This is a genomic window from Streptomyces sp. NPDC085932 (genome assembly GCF_044540525.1).
GTDB lineage: Bacteria > Actinomycetota > Actinomycetes > Streptomycetales > Streptomycetaceae > Streptomyces > Streptomyces levis.
Map to the genome: position 1 here is coordinate 708,313 of NZ_JBITSJ010000002.1, position 17,094 is coordinate 725,406.

The window sequence follows — 17,094 nt, forward strand, 5'->3', positions numbered from 1 at the left end:
GGGAGGGGCGCGACCAGCCACACACGTCCCGCACACGCGACACGGCACGACCGACACGCCGAATGGGCGACGTCACGGAGTCCAACTCCGCACCGCCTCCGCGGCCACCACCCGGAACTGCCGCACGGTCCGGTCCCACCGGAACTGTGCCGCCCGCTCCCGGGCCGCCTTGCCCATCAGCTCCCGCCGCCGCGCGGACAGCGCCAGCGCGCACCACGCCGCGGCGAACGAGGACTCGCCGCGCGCGAGGACCCCGGTCTCACCGTCGACCACGGAGTCCTTCAGTCCCGGCACGTCGAAGGCCACGCTCGGGGTCTCCCGGGCCGCCGCCTCCGTCACGACCAGCCCCCACCCCTCCACGGCGGAGGGGTGCAGCAACAGCCAGGCCGCGCACAGCAGCCGGTGCTTCTCGGCCTCGGAGACGTACCCGGTGAACTCCACGCCGGGCCCGGCCAGCCGCTCCAGCCGTTCCCGCTCCGGACCGTCGCCGACGATCACCAGCCGCCCGCCGGTCACCGGCCGCACCCGCTCCCACAGCCGCAGCAGCAGATCGATCCGCTTGTACTCGACGAGCCGCCCGACGGCGACGAAGAGCGGCTCGGGTGACCGGTCGGCTCGGGGCCCCGGCTCCTCGACGCCGTTGTGCACGACCCGGATCCGTTCCCGTTCGACCCCGATCCCCCGCAGGGCGTGGGCCGTCGAGGACGACACGGCGACCAGCAGGTTGCGCTGCTGCGCCCCGGTCAGCGCCCAGTGTTCGAGTCTTCGGCCGAGGCGGGCCGCCGGCGCCAGCGGGCCGCCGAAACGCATCGTCCACAGGTCCGTGTGGACGTGGTTGACCAGGCACAGGGTCGGGCCCCGGTGCCACAGCGGCGCCAGGTACGGCATGCCGTTGCACACCTCGACCAGCAGATCGCAGTCGCCGACCTGGCGGGTGAAGGCCGACCGGGCGCGCAGGTAGTGCCCGTACGGGCCGCCCGCCGACACGACCCGGTAGTCGCGGAAGGAGGCGGGGCCGCCGCACAGCAGGGTCACCTGGTGACCCAGCCGGGTCAGCCCGTCGGCGAGCTTGTCGACCAGCAGCTCGGAGCCGCCGGCGGCAGGATTGTCGAGGTCGCGGTGGGCGAGGAACACGATCCGGCGCGGTTGTGGGGGGAGCGCCGGAGGGTGCTGCGACGCGTGGGGGGACGCGGTGCGCAGCGTGGACGGTACGTGCTGGGGCATGGGTGCTCCAACTCGTCTCGGGGTGCGGAACTCGGTGGGGAACGCGTGGGGGTGGGGTCGTCGGGGAGGGGACGGCCTGTGGGGGGCCTGAGCTCTTCCTGGGAGGGGAGTGTGGACGGGGTGTGCTCGGGTGGGGTTGGACAGTTTTCGCCCGGACGAACTCCACGGCTACTCACCGACGTGACAATTTCCGGCTTTGTTAGAGCTGACGTCACATCACATCGTGAGGGTCGGCTGGGGCGTACCGGACACATCGGACGGAGTGGGCTGCTCCGGCTCCTTCCGCCCACGGGCCACCAGAACGCCGCCCACCGCGGCGAGCACCAGACCGGCGATTCCCGCGCCGATCGGCAAGGTCGTCCCCACGAGCCGGAGTTGACCGCTGTCCCGCTTCGCCTGCCGCACCGCCTCCTTCTGCGTCGCCGTCGTGAAGGCGACCTTCTCGCTGTCCAGCAGCACCGCCGCGTCCTTCTTCGCGCCGGGGGCCCGCAGCGTGCGCTTCGGCCCGGTCTGCGCGTACAGCACCCGGCCCGTGGCCTGGTCGACGATCAGCACGAAGCCGTGGTTGGCGTACCACTCCTCGGCCAGCACCTGCGGCCGGTTCGGCTGGTCGACGAGGGTGCCCGGCACCATCCGGGTGCCGGTCCTGGTCGCCGGCACCGAGCCGGTGAACTTGTAGCCGGTGTAGCCCTGGACCTTCGCGGTGCCCCGGTAGCGCAGCACGACCGTGTCCCCGAGGGTGTTGTCCCACCACTGGTAGGAGCGTTTCTGCACGTCGAACGGGAACTTCAGGTACGCCTCGCCCTCGATGTAGGGCTTCTCCCCGCAGCAGTGCACCGGCCGGGTGGTCCTGCGGTCCATCACCCAGCGGTGCGGCGTGAAGTCCAGCGCGTCGTGCGGATCCGCGGCCGGCAGCGACTTGTCGGTGTCGACCGTGGTCGTCACGTCCCAGACGGCGTTGCCGCTGCGCTCGCTGTCCGCGACGTCGCCCCGCACGCGCTGGGTCACCGTGATCTTCCGGCCGGGCACCGTCTCGATCCGGTCGGTGTCGAAGACGCTGCCCCGGCCTTCGTAGACGGCGGTCGTGTCGATGTCGATCGGGTTCACCGCGGCCCGCGGCTGCACGTACCAGGCGAGCAGGGGTGCCAGCACCAGCAGGAACGTACCGAGACCCAGCAGGACCAGGGAAAAGGGAGAGGTTGTACGGCGCATCCGGGCACTCCAGTGGCTTGGGACGGCTCGACGTACGAGAGGACCGGCACGGCGGCGGAATGCGCGCGTGCGGCTGGGCCGGGAACCGTAGGCGGCTCTTGACGGGGTGTCAATGCTTGTCGAGACTGGGCGCGACAGGCAGGGACGGGGTGCCGGGGTGGGGCAACCTCCGGACGATCTCCGGACGGATCCGGACAGAGAGGCTGACCCTGCGATGTCCAGACTGCTCGCTGCCGCGCTGACCGTAGCGCTCGCCGCCGCCCTCGCCGTGGGGGCCGCGCTGGGCGTGGTCGCGCTGCTCGAAGCCACACCCGACCAGCCGAACACGCCCTTGATCACCTACGAGCAGGCCGGTCAGGGGAGTTGACGGATGACGGCCGCCCGCACCGGAACCGTCACCACCCGCTCGGCCTGGCACGACGTACCGCGCTTCCAGGTGCGCCGGTTCGCCGCGATCGCCATGGCCGAGGCGCCCGAGCTCGCCGAGGAGATCCTCCGCGAGATCCAGCGCGAGTACCCGCACCTGCCCGTCGTCCTCGACGACTCCGGCGAGCCGATGGCCCTGGTCGGCATCCGCCGCGCCATCGAGGTCTTCGTGCAGCACCTGGAGCACTCCGAGGGGCGCCCGACCGTCCCGCCCGGCGTCTTCCAGGACTTCGGCCGCGGCGAGGGCCTGAACGGCCGCTCCCTGGACTCCCTCCAGGCCATCTACCGCATGGGCGTACGCCTGGCCTGGCGCCGCTTCGCCGACATAGGTCAGCGCGTGGAGATCCCGCCCCCGGCGATGTACGAGCTCGTCGACGCGGGCTACGAGTACCTGGACGGACTGGTCGACCAGTCCGTACGCGGCTACGCCGAGGCGGCGGCCCGCCAGGCCGGCGAACGCCTGCGGCTGCAACGCCGCCTGATGGAACTGCTGCTGGCCGAACACCACCGCGGTGACCCCACCGAGGCCTTCACCGAACGCGCCGCCCGGATCGGCTGGCCGCTGCCGGAGAAGGTCGCCGTCGGCGTCCTGCTGCGCCCGGCCCGCGAGGCGATGGCCCCCGCCGTGGGTCAGGGCGTTCTGCTCGACATGGAGTACGAACAGCCCCGCATGGTGGTCCCCGAGCCGGACGCGGCGGGCCGCCACGAACTGCTGCACCGGGCCCTGGCCGGCTGGTCCGGCGCGATCGGCCCGCCCGTGCCGCTGGCCGACGCGGCGAAGTCGCTGCGCTGGGCTGAGGCGGCGGTCCGCCTCATGGAACGCGACCTGCTGCCCTCCGGCGAGGTCCTGCACTGCACCGAGCACACCGAGGCCCTGGTCCTCCTCCAGCCCGAGGAACTCATCGACGACCTGGCCCTGCGCTGCCTGGCCCCCCTCACCCACTGCGGCCCCACCCACGGCCGCCGCCTCGCCGAAACCCTCCTGGCCTGGCTGGAAACCCGCGGCGGCGCCCCCGAGGTCGCCACCCGCCTGGGCGTCCACCCCCAGACGGTCCGCTACCGCCTCCGCCAGATCCGAGAACTCTGGGGCGACGAGATAGACGACCCGGACCGCCGCTTCGAACTGGAACTGGTCCTGCGCGCCCAGCGGCTGCGGGGGGAACTGGGGGTGGTACGGGGGCGACGGTGACCGGACCGACCTTCCTCTCCCCATTGCCCGGGCAAACCTCTATGGCTAGCCTGTGTTCGTCATGCCGATCGCCTGTTGAAATATCGAACGCGGGCGCTGAGAACACATTAGGGAGGGGGCCGGTCGTGGGACGACTCGTACCAGCCGTGACCCGGGCTCTCGACATTCTCGAGCTCTTCCTCGACGGGGACGGGACGCTCTCCGCCCCCGACATCGTGCGCAAGCTGCAGCTGCCGCGCACCACCGTGCACGAGCTGGTCACCACGCTCGCCGCCCGGAAGTACATCGTCCCGGTGCCGGGCCAGCCGGGACGCTACCGGCTCGGTGTGCGCCCGTACCAGCTCGGTGCCCGTTACGCCGAGCAGCTCGACCTCGCGGCCGAGGGGCAGCTGGTCGCCCGGTCCGTCGCCGAGACCTGCGACGAGACCGTGCACGTGGCGATCCTGGAGGACACGGACGTCATCTACATCGCGAAGGTCGACTCCACGCACGCGGTGCGGATGGTGTCGGCCGCCGGCCGCCGGCTGCCCGCGCACTGCACCTCCGTCGGCAAGATGCTGCTCGCCTCCCTTCCCGAGCACGAGCTCGCCGCGCGGATCCCCGACGGCGCCGAGCTGGTCGCGATGACCCCCAACAGCATCACCGACCCGGGCGCTCTGCGCGAGGCCCTGGCCGGGATCCGTGAACGGGGCCTCGCCGTGGAGAGCCGCGAGTCCAACCCGGACGTCAGCTGCGTGGCCGCGCCGGTCCGCGACCGCACCGGGCAGGTCGTCGCCGCCCTGTCGATCTCCGTGCCGATGATCCGCTGGAGCGAGGAGCGCCGCGCCGAGCTGGAGCAGCTCGCCGCGAAGGGTGCCGCCGAGCTGTCCGAGCACCTCGGCCACCGGAGCGTGGCATGACGAGGCCGTACGAGATCGCCGTGCGCGCCGAGGCCGAGCTGGGCGAGGGCCCGACCTGGGACGCGGCGGCCTCCCGGCTGCTGTGGATCGACATCCTCGGCTCGCGCCTGCACAGCTACGACCCGGCCACCGGCCGGCGCACGGTCCGCCGCACCGAGCAGCACGTGGGGGCCGTGAAGCCGCGTGCCGGGGGCGGCCTGGTGCTCAACCTGCGCGACGGCGTCGGGCTCCTCGACCCCGACGGAGAGTTCCGCTGGCTGCACCGGGAACCCGTGCCCGGCCGGCGCGCCAACGACGCCGCGGTCGCGCCCGACGGCGCGCTGTGGGCCGGCACCATGCGCTACGACGAGGCGCCGGGCGGCGGCACGCTGTCCCGCGTCACCGGCGAGGGCGCCGTGGAGGTCGTGCTCGACGACGTCACGGTCTCCAACGGCACCGGCTGGAGCCCCGACGGGCGGCTCATGTACTACATCGACACCCCCACCCGCCGCATCGACGTCTTCGACCACGCGGACGGGCGGGTGTCCGGCCGGCGCACCCTCGCCGAGATCGAGGAGGGCGCCGGCTTCCCCGACGGGCTCACCGTGGACGCCGACGGCTGCGTGTGGGTCGCCCTGTGGGCGGGCGGTGCGGTGCGGCGGTACACGCCGCAGGGCCGGCTGGACCGGGTGATCGACCTGCCCGTGCCGCTGGTGACGGCCTGCGCGTTCGGCGGGGCCGGGCTGAGCGACCTGTACGTCACGACGGCCCGCACGGGCCTGAGCGACCCGCCCGCCCTGGCGGGGTCGCTGTTCGTGGTGCCGGGGGCGGGCAGGGGAGTGGCCCAGCCCGCGTTCGCCGGCTGACCGGGGGCGGGGCGGCCGGAAGCGCGAACCGGACCGCCCCCGGGCCCGGGCGAGTCCCCCGCCTCAGCTTCCCGTGCGGTCCAGTCGTCGCAGGACCGCCCGCTCGTCCTCCGTCAGCGGCGCCCCCGCCGCCGGCGGCAACGGCGGTCCGCTCAGCGTCGCCAGGACCGTCGAGGGCCGCAGCAGCCGCGTCGGTCCCGTCGTCATGCTCATCACGTCCCAGAGGGCCGACGCCGCCGTGTACGAGCCGGTCGCCGTGCGGATCATGCGGCGCGTGTAGGCGGTGACCAGCCGGTCCGCGACCCCGGGCGAGCCGCCCCGCGTCCCCGGGTACCAGACGTCCTGGCTCACCGCCATCGTCCACGCGGACTCCACCGGCCGGGCCGCCCGCCGCTGCACCCGCCGGGCCAGCCCGGGCGCGTCGAGGCCCGACCGCCGCAGCTCGCGGTCCAGCTCCCGGGCGCCCAGCGCGGCCACCGACATGCCCTGCCCGTAGGCGGGGTTGAACGTGGCCAGGGCGTCACCGAGGACGACCAGGCGCTCGGGCCAGGTGCGCGCCTTCTCCAGGTAGCGGCGGTGGTTGCTGGTGCTGCGGCTGACGTGCACCTCGGTGAGCGGTTCCGCTCCGGAGATCAGCCGGCCCACGATGGGGTCGGGCAGGTCCAGGGTGTACCGCAGGAACGCGTCCGGGTCGGAGGGCGGTTCGCCACCGCCCCGGGTGCCGGCGAGGCTGACCATCCACCGGTCGCCCTCGATCGGCAGCACCATGCCGCTGCGTCCGGGGCGCCCCTGATACGGATCGGCCTGCACCATCGTCAAGGGGAAACGATCCGCCCCCTCGGGGGTGCGGTAGAGACGGGTGGCGTTCACCAGGCCGGCGTCCACCGTCTTCTCGCGCACGTCGTCGATGCCCAGCCCCGCCAGCCAGGTCACGATCCGCGAGCCGCGCCCGCTCGCGTCCACCACGAAGTCGGCGGCGAGGTCCTCCTCCCCGGCGGCGGTCGCGAGACGGACCCCGGTCACCCGCTGCCGCGACCCCGTCAGCTCCAGCACCCGAGCCTTGCGGACGACCGCCCCGGTGTTGTCCAGGACGGCCCCCCGCACCGCCCAGTCGAGCAGCGCCCGGGTGCAGGTCAGCATCCGCGGGCCGGGGTGGCGCCAGCGCCGGAACCAGCCCTCGGGCGTGAGGGCGACCATGCCCGAGCCGAGCGGGATCTCGTGCGCACCGGCGGCGAGCAGGTGCTTGCGCATGCTCACGCCCGGCACCAGGTCCTCCATGGGGGCCAGGCCGCCGGCCATGAGGAGATGCGCGTGACGCCCCTGCGGCAGACCCCTGCGGTGCTCCGGCCCTTCGGGCAGGTCGTCGCGGTCGAGCACGACCACCTCGTCCGCGACGGCGGACAGGGCCGCCGCGGCCAGCATGCCGGCCAGCCCCGCACCGATGACGACAGCTCTACGCGACATGCGACTCCTCGCACTCAGCCATGAAGGCTCCTTGCCCCCTGCGGGCACTCCCCGACGTCCGGCCACGGCCGCGCGGCGCACAACACCGCCCCCCGGCACCGCGTTTCGAGCCGTGCGGACCTCGTCCCGGACGGCTCTCACCGTACCTTCACACACCGGGCGCGCGGCCCCCCGTGCGGGCCCCGTGCGCGCATCGGGCCGGGGCACGGCGCCCGCGGACGCCGGAGGGTGCCCTCCGGAGGGCCGGTCAGCCGGTGAGCGATCTGCCCTCCGCGTGGTCACGGGCCAGCGCGCGGATCGCCCGGAGGTCCTCCGTGCGGCGCAGGGCCCGGGACACGGCGCCGATCCCGCGCAGCAGCTCCGTGGTGTCACGGGCCCCGCCGCCGTCGTCCTGCGGGGTCCGGGTCCCGGCCTCGGCGGCGTCCAGGATCGCCGCGGTGGCGGCGAGCACCTCGGCCCGCTCGGGCGGGTGGCCGAGGGCGAGCGCGGCGTCGTGGAACCGTTCACGCCGGTCCTCGTCGATGTGCCGGGCCAGCGGCAGCAGCACGTCGCGGATGAACGTCTCCCGGCGGACCAGCCGCAGTTCCGGAGTGGCACGCAGCAGGAACGGCACCCCGGTGCCGTTGACTGTCCTCATCAGCAAGTACAGCGGCCGCAGTTCGTGGTGGGCGAGCCGCACGTGCCAGCGGCCGTGCAGGTACTGCCCGGCGTGCGGGAGGATGAAGCCGATCGCGATGAGCACGGCGGACAGGCAGGCGAGCGGCGGGGCGACGGCCGTGCTCAGCCAGTCCACGTTCCGCCCGGACCAACGCGCCACCACGGCGCTGATCTTGGCGACGTCGAAGAACAACTGCGCCGCGTAGCCCACGCCGAGGAACTTCAGCCCCCAGCGCAGCAACGAGTCGAGTCCGTCGGTGCGCACCCAGTTCCAGATCAGCCCGTTGGTGACCAGCGCGGCCGTGGTGTGCGCGAGCAGGTACAGCACGATCACCTCGCGCATGTACGGGGTGTTCGCGTAGTACGTGTCGAGGTCCCGCAGCCGCTCCACCGGCACGTCCGCGAGGGCGAACAGCACCCACATGGCGACGATCACGCCCGAGTAGACCGCCACGACCCCGCGCATCGCGCGGCGGGTGCGGTCCGAGCGGTCGGACAGGCCGTTGCGCCAGGAGATGATCAGCAGCAGGCAGAAGGCGCAGAACGCGGTGAGCAGCGAGTAGACCCAGGGGCCCGAGAAGTTCGCCACCCCGGTGAGCCGGTTGACCCGCGCGATGGTCGACGGCGCCACGAAGACGAACACCGCGCAGGCGAGCAGCAGCAGCCCGCCGACCGCGCGCAGCATCGGGTCCTTCCACAGCCGGATGATGCTCGGCAGCTTGATGGCCAGGGCGGCGGCCAGGACCCCCGCGGGGATCCACCAGAAGTTCGGATAGAACTGGTTGACGAACTCGACCGGGGTCAGCGCCACCGTCGTCACGGTGCCGCACCTCCTCGCGGCCCCCGGTAGTACAGCGAACGCTGCACGGGTTCGAGGGGTACGTCCGGCCCGCGCCCGCCCGGCAGCAGCGCCCGGCACCCGGCCGCCAGCCGGTGCCCGAAGGCGTCGGCCTCGGCCTCGTCCCGTTCCCGGGAGCCGTTGCGGGCGGCCACCGCCAGGGCGACGTCGTCCCACCCCGGCCGGTCGGCGAACGCGTGGGCCGCCGCCGCGCCCGCTCCGTGGTGATGCCCGTGCCCCGCGTGCAGATGCCACAGCTCATGCCCGAGGATGACCAACTGCTGCACCGCCTCGGCTCGTTCCTCCACGATGACCAGGTCGAAGTCCTGGAACTCGACCCACAGGCCGGTCACTTCTATCTCGTCCGGGAAGCGCTCGAACCGCAGCTCCACGGGGCGCCCGCCGCGCCGCGCGCTCATCTCCTCACACAGCGCCCGGCACAACGACCGTACGTCCGAGGGCGCCTGGGGTCTGGCGCGCACCGCGGCGGTGAGGTCGGCGGCCAGGCCGCGCAGGGCCGCGCCGCGGCGCGAGCGCCCGAGCGCGGCGGTGACTCGGGCGGCCATCGTCCGCGCGCCCGCGATGTCCATCGCTCCCCCTTCTCACCACCGGCCGGCGGCTTCGGCGGCCCGTCCGAGCCTACGCGCCCGAAAGTGTGCGCGTCATGCGATCCGGCGTCCGATGTTCAACGGAGAACGACCGTTCGTGCCCGCTGAGTCATGTCCAATCCGCGACCGCACCATTGACGCGCCGACGCTTCGAACCTACGGTCCCGTCCGAAGTGACGAGCGACTGTCGATATCCCGAACGGAGAAGGGTGGCGCGAAGGGGCGCGGGGCTGTGCTCATGTGCGGCTCCGCCGCGTGGGCGCGATCAGCCCCCACGGACCCGCAGCCGCCACCGAGACGGAACCACCCACCCCGAAAGGCGACCATGCACACCGCCCGCTTCACCCTCGACCCGGCCTTCGTCGTCGGCGAGGTCAGCCCCCGCCTCTTCGGCAGCTTCGTCGAGCACCTCGGCCGCTGCGTCTACACCGGCGTCTTCGAACCGGACCACCCCACGGCCGACGACCAGGGCCTGCGCCAGGACGTCCTCGCCCTGGTCCGCGAACTCGGCGTCACCGCCGTCCGCTACCCCGGCGGCAACTTCGTCTCCGGCTACAGGTGGGAGGACTCGGTCGGCCCCGCCGAGGACCGCCCCCGCCGCCTCGACCTGGCCTGGCACTCCACCGAGACCAACCGCTTCGGCCTGTCCGAGTACATCGGCTTCCTCCGCAAGATCGGCCCCCAGGCCGAGCCCATGATGGCCGTCAACCTCGGCACCCGCGGCGTCGCCGAGGCCCTGGAACTGCAGGAGTACGCCAATCACCCCGAGGGCACCGCCCTGTCCGACCTGCGCGTGACCCACGGCGACAAGGACCCCTTCGGCATCCGGCTGTGGTGCCTGGGCAACGAGATGGACGGCCCCTGGCAGACCGGCCACAAGACGGCCGGGGAGTACGGCCGCCTCGCCGCCGAGACGGCCCGGGCCATGCGCCAGCAGGACCCCGGTGTCGAACTCGTCGCGTGCGGCTCCTCCAGCCAGTCCATGCCGACCTTCGCCGCGTGGGAGGCGACGGTCCTGGAGGAGACGTACGACCTCGTCGACTACATCTCCCTGCACGCCTACTACTGGCCCGAGGACGGCGACCTCGACTCCTTCCTCGCCTCCGCCGTCGACATGGAGTCCTTCATCGACAACGTCGTCGCGACCGCCGACCACGTGGGCGCGAAACTCAAGTCGAAGAAGAGGATCAACCTCTCCTTCGACGAGTGGAACGTCTGGTACCTGCCCGAGTGGGAGGCGCACGCCAAGACCTTCGAGCAGCACGACTGGCCGGAGGCGCCGCGCCTGCTGGAGGACAACTACAGCGTCACCGACGCCGTCGTCCTCGGCTCGCTCCTCATCGCCCTGCTCCGGCACGCCGACCGGGTCACCGTCGCCTGCCTCGCCCAGCTCGTCAACGTCATCGCGCCGATCATGACCGAGCCGGGCGGCCCGGCCTGGCGGCAGACGACGTTCTTCCCGTTCGCGCAGGCCGCCCGGTACGGCCGTGGCCGGGTCCTCGACGTCCGCGTGGACTCACCGACGTACCGGACGAGGAAGTACGGCGAGACCGACCTGCTGCACGCCACCGCCGTGCGCGGCGAGGACGGCTCGGTCACCGTCTTCGCGGTCAACCGCGGCCGCACCGAGGCGCTGCCGCTGGAGGTCACCCTCGGCGGCCTCGGCCTCACCTCGGTCGTCGAGCACAGCGCCCTCGCGGACGCCGACCCCGACGCCCGCAACACCCTCGACGACCCCGACCGGGTCACCCCGCACGCGGTCGACGGCACGACCCTCCAGGACGGCACGCTCAGCACCGTCCTGGAGCCGCTGTCCTGGAACGTGATCCGGCTGGCGTGACGGCGCCCGGTCACACCGGTTTCACGGGCACTCCTCCGGCCGCGGCACCGAGCAGCGTCAGCCGCACGGTCCCCGGCCCGGAGGGTGTGGTCCCGTCGGACAGCACCGCCAGCGCCAGTGTGTTGGCACCACGTGTGCGCAGGATCCCGTTCGGCAGTACGAACGTGTGCTGCGGCCCCACGTCGTTGATGTACTGGCCGAGGTTCCAGCCGTTGAGGAAGATCTGCACACGGTAGGCCCGGCCCGGATCGTCGTCGAGGACGAGACCGACCGAGGCGTCGACGCCCGGGTCGACGTCCAGCCGGAAGCCCGTGCGGTACCAGGTGACGCCCTGCCGCCGCCCGGCCCGGGGCAGCTCGGTCCTCGTCCAGTCCCGGTCGTCGTGGTCCGGCAGGTGCCAGCCCTCGCGCTCGCCGTACAGCCCGCCGTTGTTCAGGGGACCGCGCACCGGGTCGGGCGCGGTGGCGCCCTGGATGCGCCAGGTCACCTCAGGGTCGGCGCCCTCGAAGGCGACCGCGGTCAGTCCGCGCGCGGCCTTGTGCGTGTCGCGCGCCTCGCCGTCCATGTCGTGCTGCATCGGCCGCACGAGCACGGACAGCACGTGGCGCGTCCCGGGCTCCTCCTCCCGCAGCCGTTCGCGCAGTTCGTCCGGCAGGTCGAAGGAGACCTGCGCCGTCCACGTCCCCTGCCGGGCCCGGCTCCGGTCCGGCACGGGCATGCGGTGGGTGCCCAGCGGTTCGCCGTCGAGCCAGGCCATCAGCAGGCCCTGGGTGCCGGTGCTGTAGGCCAGGGAAACCGATTCGACGCCGCCCGCGCCCGTCCACGTGCCCCGGTACCAGACGTCGCCGTAGTGGAAGCCGTAGTCGTCGGCGAACAGCACGGGCTGCCCGTCGGGCACGGGCGTCGTGCTGAAGGTCGTCGTCCTGTCGGCGATCGTCCAGTCCGCGTCGTCGAAGTCCGGCTCGGCCTCCGGGTTCTCGGTGCGACGCCGCCAGCGGTCCAGGGCGGGCAGGGCCGGCCGGGCCACCCCGGGCAGCGGCCGCAGCGCGAGCAGGCTGCCGGAGGCGCTGATCCGCGTGGGCACCGCCCGCCCGTTCCACGTCACGTGGGTGATCCCGGTCGGCCCCCACACCTCCAGGCCGGTCGCGCCGATGGTGTCACCGGTGAGGTGGACGGTGGAGCCGCGCAGCTCGGCCGAGCGCAGCAGGGCCGGGCCGTAGACGAGGAGCGGGCCGGACGGCGTCTCGTAGGGCCACAGGCGCAGCGCGGTGGCGTCGTCGGCGAACAGCACCAGCATCGGCGTGTCCACGCCGTCGCCCTCGACCCGTACCCGGCTCAGTCCGCCGGCCCCGAGCGGAGCCGTGATGTTCAGCTTGCCGAGGTTGTAGGCCCAGGCCGGCTCCGCGTCCAGCCGCATCGGCGTCGGCTCGTCCGCGCACTCCAGCACGACCTGCGCCATCTCGCCCCGCCGGCCGGTGAACACGGCGATGTCCTGCCGTCCCGCGGTCAGGTTCACCATGGGCTGCACGGTGGAGTGCACCAGGGTCCGCCGCCCGAGCCGCAGCCCGGCCGCGATCAGCTTGGCGTCGCGGGCCTGGACGGTGACCGGCACGTCGATCCCGGCGTCCGGCAGCGTGGTGGAGACGGCCTCGCCGGTGTCGTTGCGCAGGACGTAGACGTGGGCGCCGGTGTCGGGGTTGGTGAGGTGGTAGACCCGGACCCGCTCGTCGGTGGCGCGCACCCGCTTCGCCGGGTTCAGCTTGGCGAGGTCGGGCACGTGGCGCAGCAACTGCCCGATCTGGTGCATCGCGGCGAGCTTCGGGGTGGCGTTGCGGGCCTCGTCGAAGGCGGCCCCGTAGTCGTACGACGTGTAGACCGCGGGTGCGGGCAGCCACCCCCAGGAGGTGCCGCCGTACGTCATGTAGACGTTGTGCAGCGTGATGCCGTTGGCGAGGTGGGTCAGGTAGAAGCGCCGCTCGTAGGCCGCGTCCCTGGTCCGGCGCGACTCGGCGTAGCCCTTGCCGTCGAACCAGGAGCCGCCCCACGGGTCGAACCAGCCGCCGCCGGACTCCGGTACGAACCCGGGCGTGCGCGGGCTGGCGGTGGCCCCGCCCTTCGCCCCGCCGGGCCCGAAGTGCCCCCAGTCCGGCGGCACCTCGTCCGGCTCGGGGTAGGAGTCGAACCCGTACAGCCAGCGCCCCTTCTCCCCGCCGGTGCCGAACGACCCGGGCGCCCAATGGCCGTTCCTGCCCTTGTCGTTGTGGAACAGCGGCACGTCGATGCCGTCGGCGCGGACCTTCTCGTACAGGTACGACATGTAGGCGCGCCCGGCCGGCTCGCCGACGTGCGCGTCGTACTCGTTCTCGATCTGGTAGAGCAGGACCGTGCCCGTGCCGCGGGTGAACAGGCGTCCGGCCACCACGGCGTTGACGGCGGTGAGCCACTCGTCGACGTAGCGCAGATACGTCGGGTCGGAGGTGCGGGCCGTGCCGTCGGTCGCGGTCAGCCAGCCGGGGAAGCCGCCGGCGTCGACCTCGGCGTTGATGTAGGGGCCGGGCCGCACGATCACGTACAGCCCTGTCTCGGCGGCCGTGCGCAGGAACAGGTCCAGGTCGCGCACGCCGGTGAAGTCGTAGCGGCCGGGTGCGGGGGAGTGGTGGTTCCAGGCGACGTACACGCTGACCGCGTTGTAGCCGTGGGCGCGCATCTTCTCCAGCACGTCGCGCCACAGCGACGGGCTCGGCAGCCGGAAGGGGTGCATCTCGCCCGACCACAGGACCAGGCGGCGGCCGTCGATCAGCAGCGAGTACCGGTCGAAGCCGATCTCGTGCCGTCGGCCGTCCGCGCGCGGCACGGGAGGCGGCGGGCCCGTCGGGGCGGTCCGGGCCGGGTTGGCGGAGGTCGGCGACCCGCTGCCGGTCAGCGCGAAGCCGAGCGCCGCCGTGCCGGCGAGAGCGTGGAAGGTACGCCTGCTGAGCTCCAAGGGAGCGCCTCCTGTTGTGCCATGCCGTGCGTGGTGCGTCATGCGGGGTGCGGTGCGGTGCGGTGTGTGGTGCGTGTGCTCAATGTCTACAGGGTGACCGCGACAATGGTCCTATGAGGATCTCGGCACGTGCGGACTACGCGGTGAGAGCGGTCGTGGAACTGGCCGTCCGGCAGGGCCAGGGGCCGGTCAAGGCGGAAGCCGTCGCCACCGCGCAGGACATCCCCCACAAGTTCCTGGAGGGGATCCTCGGCGATCTGCGCCGCGGTGGTGTCGTCGACAGCCGCCGCGGCGGGGGCGGCGGCTACCGCCTGGCCCGGGAGGCGGACCTGATCACCGTCGCGGACGTGATCCGGGCCGTGGACGGCCCGATCGTCTCGGTGCGCGGCGAGCGGCCGACCGGTCTCGCCTACACCGGCACCGCCGAGCCGCTGCTGCCGCTGTGGATCGCGCTGCGGGCCAATGTGCGCCGCATCCTGGAGGGTGTGACCATCGCCGACCTCGCGGCCGGGGCGCTGCCCGAGCCGGTGGAGCGGCTGGCGGCCGAACCGGCGGCCTGGGAGAACCCGTGACGGGCCGCGCCCGCGGCTGAGCGGACGGCGGGGTGCGGGTCCGTGGGTGATCCTCATCGCGTCCTCGGGGGCCTCGGTCGACGCATTGGTAACGCACCTTATGCGTCCGGTGGCACGGGCGTGGCGACGGGGCGGGCGCCGGAGCGGGGCCGGACGGGAGGGCGGCCCCCTCACCTCCGGCGATGTGAAATCCGGCCCCTGTGAATGGCCGGAGACCGACCTGGCCGACGCCTGTCGCCCTGCGTACGATGCGACCGCTCCCGGCCTTCACAGCTCCTCCATCTCAAGGACACAGGTCGGGCGCGCATGGGCGGTCGTCTTGACATGTCCATGTCCATTTTCGATCCACCCCCCACGAACGGATGGGAGAACCATGGCCGGTGGCCTGCTCCTGAGCGGCGCGATCGCCGCACTGCTCACCAGCGCACTTCCCGCACAATCCCCGTCCTCCGGGTTCGTCGACCCGCCCCCGGACAAGATTGTCATCAAGGTCGCCACCGTGAACGGCTCCGGCTGCCCCCAGGGCACGACCGCGGTCGCCGTCTCCGAGGACAACACGGCCTTCACGGTGACCTACAGCGACTACCTCGCCCAGGCCGGCGGGAGCTCCGACCCCACCGCGTTCCGCAAGAACTGCCAGCTCAGCCTGATCGTCCACGTGCCGCAGGGCTTCACGTACGCCATCGCCAGCGCCGACTACCGGGGCTTCGCCTCACTGCAGCGCGGGGCGAGCGCCACCCAGCGGGCCTCGTACTACTTCCAGGGCTCCCCGAGCACGGCGCACCGCAGCCACCCCTTCAGCGGCCCGTACAACGACAACTGGCAGGCCACCGACGAGACGGACTGGGCCCAGCTCGTCTACGCGCCCTGCGGCGTCCAGCGCAACTTCAACATCAACACCGAGATCCGGGTCAACGCCGGTACGCAGGCGGCCGACAAGGTCAGCTTCATGACGATGGACTCGACGGACGGGGACATCAGCACCGTGTACCACATGGCGTGGAAGGAGTGTCCCGGGCGGTCCTGACGGCCTGACGGGCGGCTCGAAGGAGTGGCCCGATCAGTGAGCCGCCGGGGGCCGGAGCAGGAGCCGGCCCCCGGTGCAGCCCGGCCAGCCGTCTAACGCTTCACGCGGTGGCGCAGCAGGACGACTTGGGAGCTGAACGTACGGGTCTCCACGAGCTCGAGATCCACCCGGCGCTCACCGCGGGGGAAGAAGGGAATGCCGCCGCCGACCAGGACGGGGTACACCATGGCCCGGTACTCGTCGATCAGCCCCAGATCGGCCGCCTGCGCGGCGAGCGTCGCACCGCCGATCGCGATCTCGCCCTCGCCCGGCTCGGCCCGCAGCCGCTCGATCTCCTCCGCGAGGCTGCCGGAGGCCAGGCGGGCAGCGCCGCGCACCTCCGACAGGGTGGTGGAGAACACCACCTTGGGGAGCGGATTCCAGAGCCCGATCCATTCGCGCTCCGCCTCGTCCGGGGTGGTCTCCTGCTCGGCGGTCTCCCAGTACAGCATCGTCTCGTACAGCCGCCGCCCCATCACGTGGACGCCGACCTGCCGGATGTCGTCGATCCAGTAGCGGAAGACGTCCGGGAGGGGCTCCGACCAGTTGAAATCGCCGTCGGGCCCGACGATGTAGCCGTCGAGCGAGACGTTCATCGAATAGGTCACGCTGCGCATCGAAGTCCTCCTGGTTGACGGTTCCGACCTTACGACCGCCGGGCCAGGCAGAACTCATCGCGACGCGCGCGATCCCGGCCGGACGCGATTGGATGAGGCATGGAGTTCTTCTGCTACCACCGTGACCGGCCCGGTTCCCTGCCGCTGCGCCAGGAGCTGGGCGAGGCGCACTGGGCCTACAAGGACGGCTACCAGGCGGAGCTGATCGCGCGTGGCCCCACCTTCGCCGCGGACGGGGAGACCCCCACGGGCAGTGTCCACATCGTCGACCTCCCGGACCCCGCCGCCGCCCGGGCGTTCGCCTTCGACGAGCCCAACCAGCAGGCCGGGGTGTACCGGGACGTCCTGCTGCGGCGGTGGCGGAACGTGCTCGGGCGGACCATGTGGGAGTTCCCCGGCGGCCGGTCGGGCGGAAACCGCTACCTCGTGCTCGGCTTCGGCGCGGGGCCGGGTGTGGATCTCGACGTCCCGGCGGCCGTGCGGGACGACCTGATCGCGTACGGGCCACTGCTGTCCGACGACGGTGAGGTGTGGGTGGGTACGGCGGCACTGGTACGTGCCGCTGACGCGGAGGCGGCGGGTGCGGTGCTGACCCGGGGCGCGTATGCCGAGGTCGAGGTGCAGGAGTGGGAGTTCGGGGGGCGGAGGTGAGGG

15 protein-coding genes are annotated in these 17,094 nt (G+C 72.8%); 8 read left to right on the forward strand and 7 right to left on the reverse strand.

Going from position 1 to position 17,094, the window contains the following annotated elements; genetic code table 11:
- Positions 1-72: 72 nt before the first annotated feature.
- A complete protein-coding gene (locus tag ACIGAQ_RS12350) occupies positions 73-1,224 on the reverse strand; it encodes a glycosyltransferase family 4 protein (RefSeq protein ID WP_362274416.1) in 1,152 nt (383 codons plus the stop codon).
- Positions 1,225-1,440: 216 nt separating this feature from the next.
- Positions 1,441-2,436, reverse strand: coding sequence for a DUF3068 domain-containing protein (locus ACIGAQ_RS12355; RefSeq protein ID WP_311685113.1), 996 nt, complete (start codon positions 2,434-2,436; stop codon positions 1,441-1,443).
- A 214-nt stretch (positions 2,437-2,650) separates the two neighbouring features.
- Between ACIGAQ_RS12355 and ACIGAQ_RS12360 the strand changes: the two genes are divergently transcribed.
- The 4 genes from ACIGAQ_RS12360 to ACIGAQ_RS12375 all read left to right on the forward strand — a co-directional run bounded on the left by ACIGAQ_RS12360 (position 2,651) and on the right by ACIGAQ_RS12375 (position 5,795).
- Complete coding sequence (locus ACIGAQ_RS12360) at positions 2,651-2,803, forward strand: hypothetical protein (RefSeq protein WP_010042314.1); 153 nt, start codon at positions 2,651-2,653, stop codon at positions 2,801-2,803.
- Positions 2,804-2,806: 3 nt separating this feature from the next.
- Entirely contained in the window at positions 2,807-4,051 is a 1,245-nt protein-coding gene (locus ACIGAQ_RS12365; RefSeq protein ID WP_311685109.1) for a helix-turn-helix domain-containing protein, read from the forward strand.
- A 125-nt stretch (positions 4,052-4,176) separates the two neighbouring features.
- Positions 4,177-4,950 (forward strand): IclR family transcriptional regulator, encoded by a 774-nt coding sequence (locus ACIGAQ_RS12370; protein WP_311685107.1) that lies wholly within the window; start codon positions 4,177-4,179, stop codon positions 4,948-4,950.
- Positions 4,947-5,795 (forward strand): SMP-30/gluconolactonase/LRE family protein, encoded by an 849-nt coding sequence (locus tag ACIGAQ_RS12375; RefSeq protein ID WP_399781847.1) that lies wholly within the window; start codon positions 4,947-4,949, stop codon positions 5,793-5,795. The genes ACIGAQ_RS12370 and ACIGAQ_RS12375 overlap by 4 nt, the downstream gene beginning before the upstream one ends.
- Positions 5,796-5,858: 63 nt before the next feature.
- On the opposite strand, the gene ACIGAQ_RS12380 is transcribed toward ACIGAQ_RS12375, so the two are convergent.
- From ACIGAQ_RS12380 to ACIGAQ_RS12390, 3 genes are all read right to left on the reverse strand, one after another.
- A complete protein-coding gene (locus ACIGAQ_RS12380) occupies positions 5,859-7,259 on the reverse strand; it encodes an FAD-dependent monooxygenase (protein ID WP_362274409.1) in 1,401 nt (466 codons plus the stop codon).
- A gap of 247 nt (positions 7,260-7,506) precedes the next feature.
- Complete coding sequence (locus tag ACIGAQ_RS12385; protein WP_399781851.1) at positions 7,507-8,736, reverse strand: hypothetical protein; 1,230 nt, start codon at positions 8,734-8,736, stop codon at positions 7,507-7,509.
- On the reverse strand, positions 8,733-9,344 hold the full coding sequence (locus tag ACIGAQ_RS12390) for a toxin-antitoxin system, toxin component family protein (protein WP_311685098.1): 612 nt from the start codon (positions 9,342-9,344) through the stop codon (positions 8,733-8,735). The genes ACIGAQ_RS12385 and ACIGAQ_RS12390 overlap by 4 nt, the downstream gene beginning before the upstream one ends.
- Positions 9,345-9,687: 343 nt before the next feature.
- Here ACIGAQ_RS12390 and ACIGAQ_RS12395 point away from each other — a divergent pair, with 343 nt between their 5' ends.
- Entirely contained in the window at positions 9,688-11,202 is a 1,515-nt protein-coding gene (locus ACIGAQ_RS12395; RefSeq protein ID WP_399781854.1) for an alpha-N-arabinofuranosidase, read from the forward strand.
- A 10-nt stretch (positions 11,203-11,212) separates the two neighbouring features.
- Here ACIGAQ_RS12395 and ACIGAQ_RS12400 read toward each other — a convergent pair whose 3' ends face one another.
- Positions 11,213-14,185, reverse strand: a complete 2,973-nt coding sequence (locus ACIGAQ_RS12400; protein WP_399781857.1) for a beta-galactosidase — start codon at positions 14,183-14,185, stop codon at positions 11,213-11,215.
- A 113-nt stretch (positions 14,186-14,298) separates the two neighbouring features.
- Between ACIGAQ_RS12400 and ACIGAQ_RS12405 the strand changes: the two genes are divergently transcribed.
- Together ACIGAQ_RS12405 and ACIGAQ_RS12410 are read left to right on the forward strand one after the other, a co-directional pair.
- The gene (locus tag ACIGAQ_RS12405; protein ID WP_344538707.1) at positions 14,299-14,757 is read left to right on the forward strand and encodes an Rrf2 family transcriptional regulator; all 459 of its coding nucleotides are present in this window, start codon (positions 14,299-14,301) and stop codon (positions 14,755-14,757) included.
- Between the two features lie 373 nt (positions 14,758-15,130).
- The gene (locus ACIGAQ_RS12410) at positions 15,131-15,784 is read left to right on the forward strand and encodes a DUF4360 domain-containing protein (RefSeq protein WP_362274397.1); all 654 of its coding nucleotides are present in this window, start codon (positions 15,131-15,133) and stop codon (positions 15,782-15,784) included.
- A gap of 92 nt (positions 15,785-15,876) precedes the next feature.
- On the opposite strand, the gene ACIGAQ_RS12415 is transcribed toward ACIGAQ_RS12410, so the two are convergent.
- Positions 15,877-16,440 (reverse strand): dihydrofolate reductase family protein, encoded by a 564-nt coding sequence (locus ACIGAQ_RS12415; RefSeq protein ID WP_383322960.1) that lies wholly within the window; start codon positions 16,438-16,440, stop codon positions 15,877-15,879.
- Between the two features lie 99 nt (positions 16,441-16,539).
- On the opposite strand from ACIGAQ_RS12415, the gene ACIGAQ_RS12420 reads away from it, so the two are divergent.
- On the forward strand, positions 16,540-17,091 hold the full coding sequence (locus ACIGAQ_RS12420) for a YciI family protein (protein ID WP_399781862.1): 552 nt from the start codon (positions 16,540-16,542) through the stop codon (positions 17,089-17,091).
- Positions 17,092-17,094 lie beyond the last annotated feature (3 nt).

Bases quoted from the DNA above. Each gene is read 5' to 3' on its own strand.
- ACIGAQ_RS12350 (WP_362274416.1), bottom strand. From the start codon at position 1,224: ATGCCCCAGCACGTACCGTCCACGCTGCGCACCGCGTCCCCCCACGCG.
- ACIGAQ_RS12355 (WP_311685113.1), bottom strand. From the start codon at position 2,436: ATGCGCCGTACAACCTCTCCCTTTTCCCTGGTCCTGCTGGGTCTCGGT.
- ACIGAQ_RS12360 (WP_010042314.1), top strand. From the start codon at position 2,651: ATGTCCAGACTGCTCGCTGCCGCGCTGACCGTAGCGCTCGCCGCCGCC.
- ACIGAQ_RS12365 (WP_311685109.1), top strand. From the start codon at position 2,807: ATGACGGCCGCCCGCACCGGAACCGTCACCACCCGCTCGGCCTGGCAC.
- ACIGAQ_RS12375 (WP_399781847.1), top strand. From the start codon at position 4,947: ATGACGAGGCCGTACGAGATCGCCGTGCGCGCCGAGGCCGAGCTGGGC.
- ACIGAQ_RS12380 (WP_362274409.1), bottom strand. From the start codon at position 7,259: ATGTCGCGTAGAGCTGTCGTCATCGGTGCGGGGCTGGCCGGCATGCTG.
- ACIGAQ_RS12390 (WP_311685098.1), bottom strand. From the start codon at position 9,344: ATGGACATCGCGGGCGCGCGGACGATGGCCGCCCGAGTCACCGCCGCG.
- ACIGAQ_RS12395 (WP_399781854.1), top strand. From the start codon at position 9,688: ATGCACACCGCCCGCTTCACCCTCGACCCGGCCTTCGTCGTCGGCGAG.
- ACIGAQ_RS12405 (WP_344538707.1), top strand. From the start codon at position 14,299: ATGAGGATCTCGGCACGTGCGGACTACGCGGTGAGAGCGGTCGTGGAA.
- ACIGAQ_RS12410 (WP_362274397.1), top strand. From the start codon at position 15,131: ATGGCCGGTGGCCTGCTCCTGAGCGGCGCGATCGCCGCACTGCTCACC.
- ACIGAQ_RS12415 (WP_383322960.1), bottom strand. From the start codon at position 16,440: ATGCGCAGCGTGACCTATTCGATGAACGTCTCGCTCGACGGCTACATC.
- ACIGAQ_RS12420 (WP_399781862.1), top strand. From the start codon at position 16,540: ATGGAGTTCTTCTGCTACCACCGTGACCGGCCCGGTTCCCTGCCGCTG.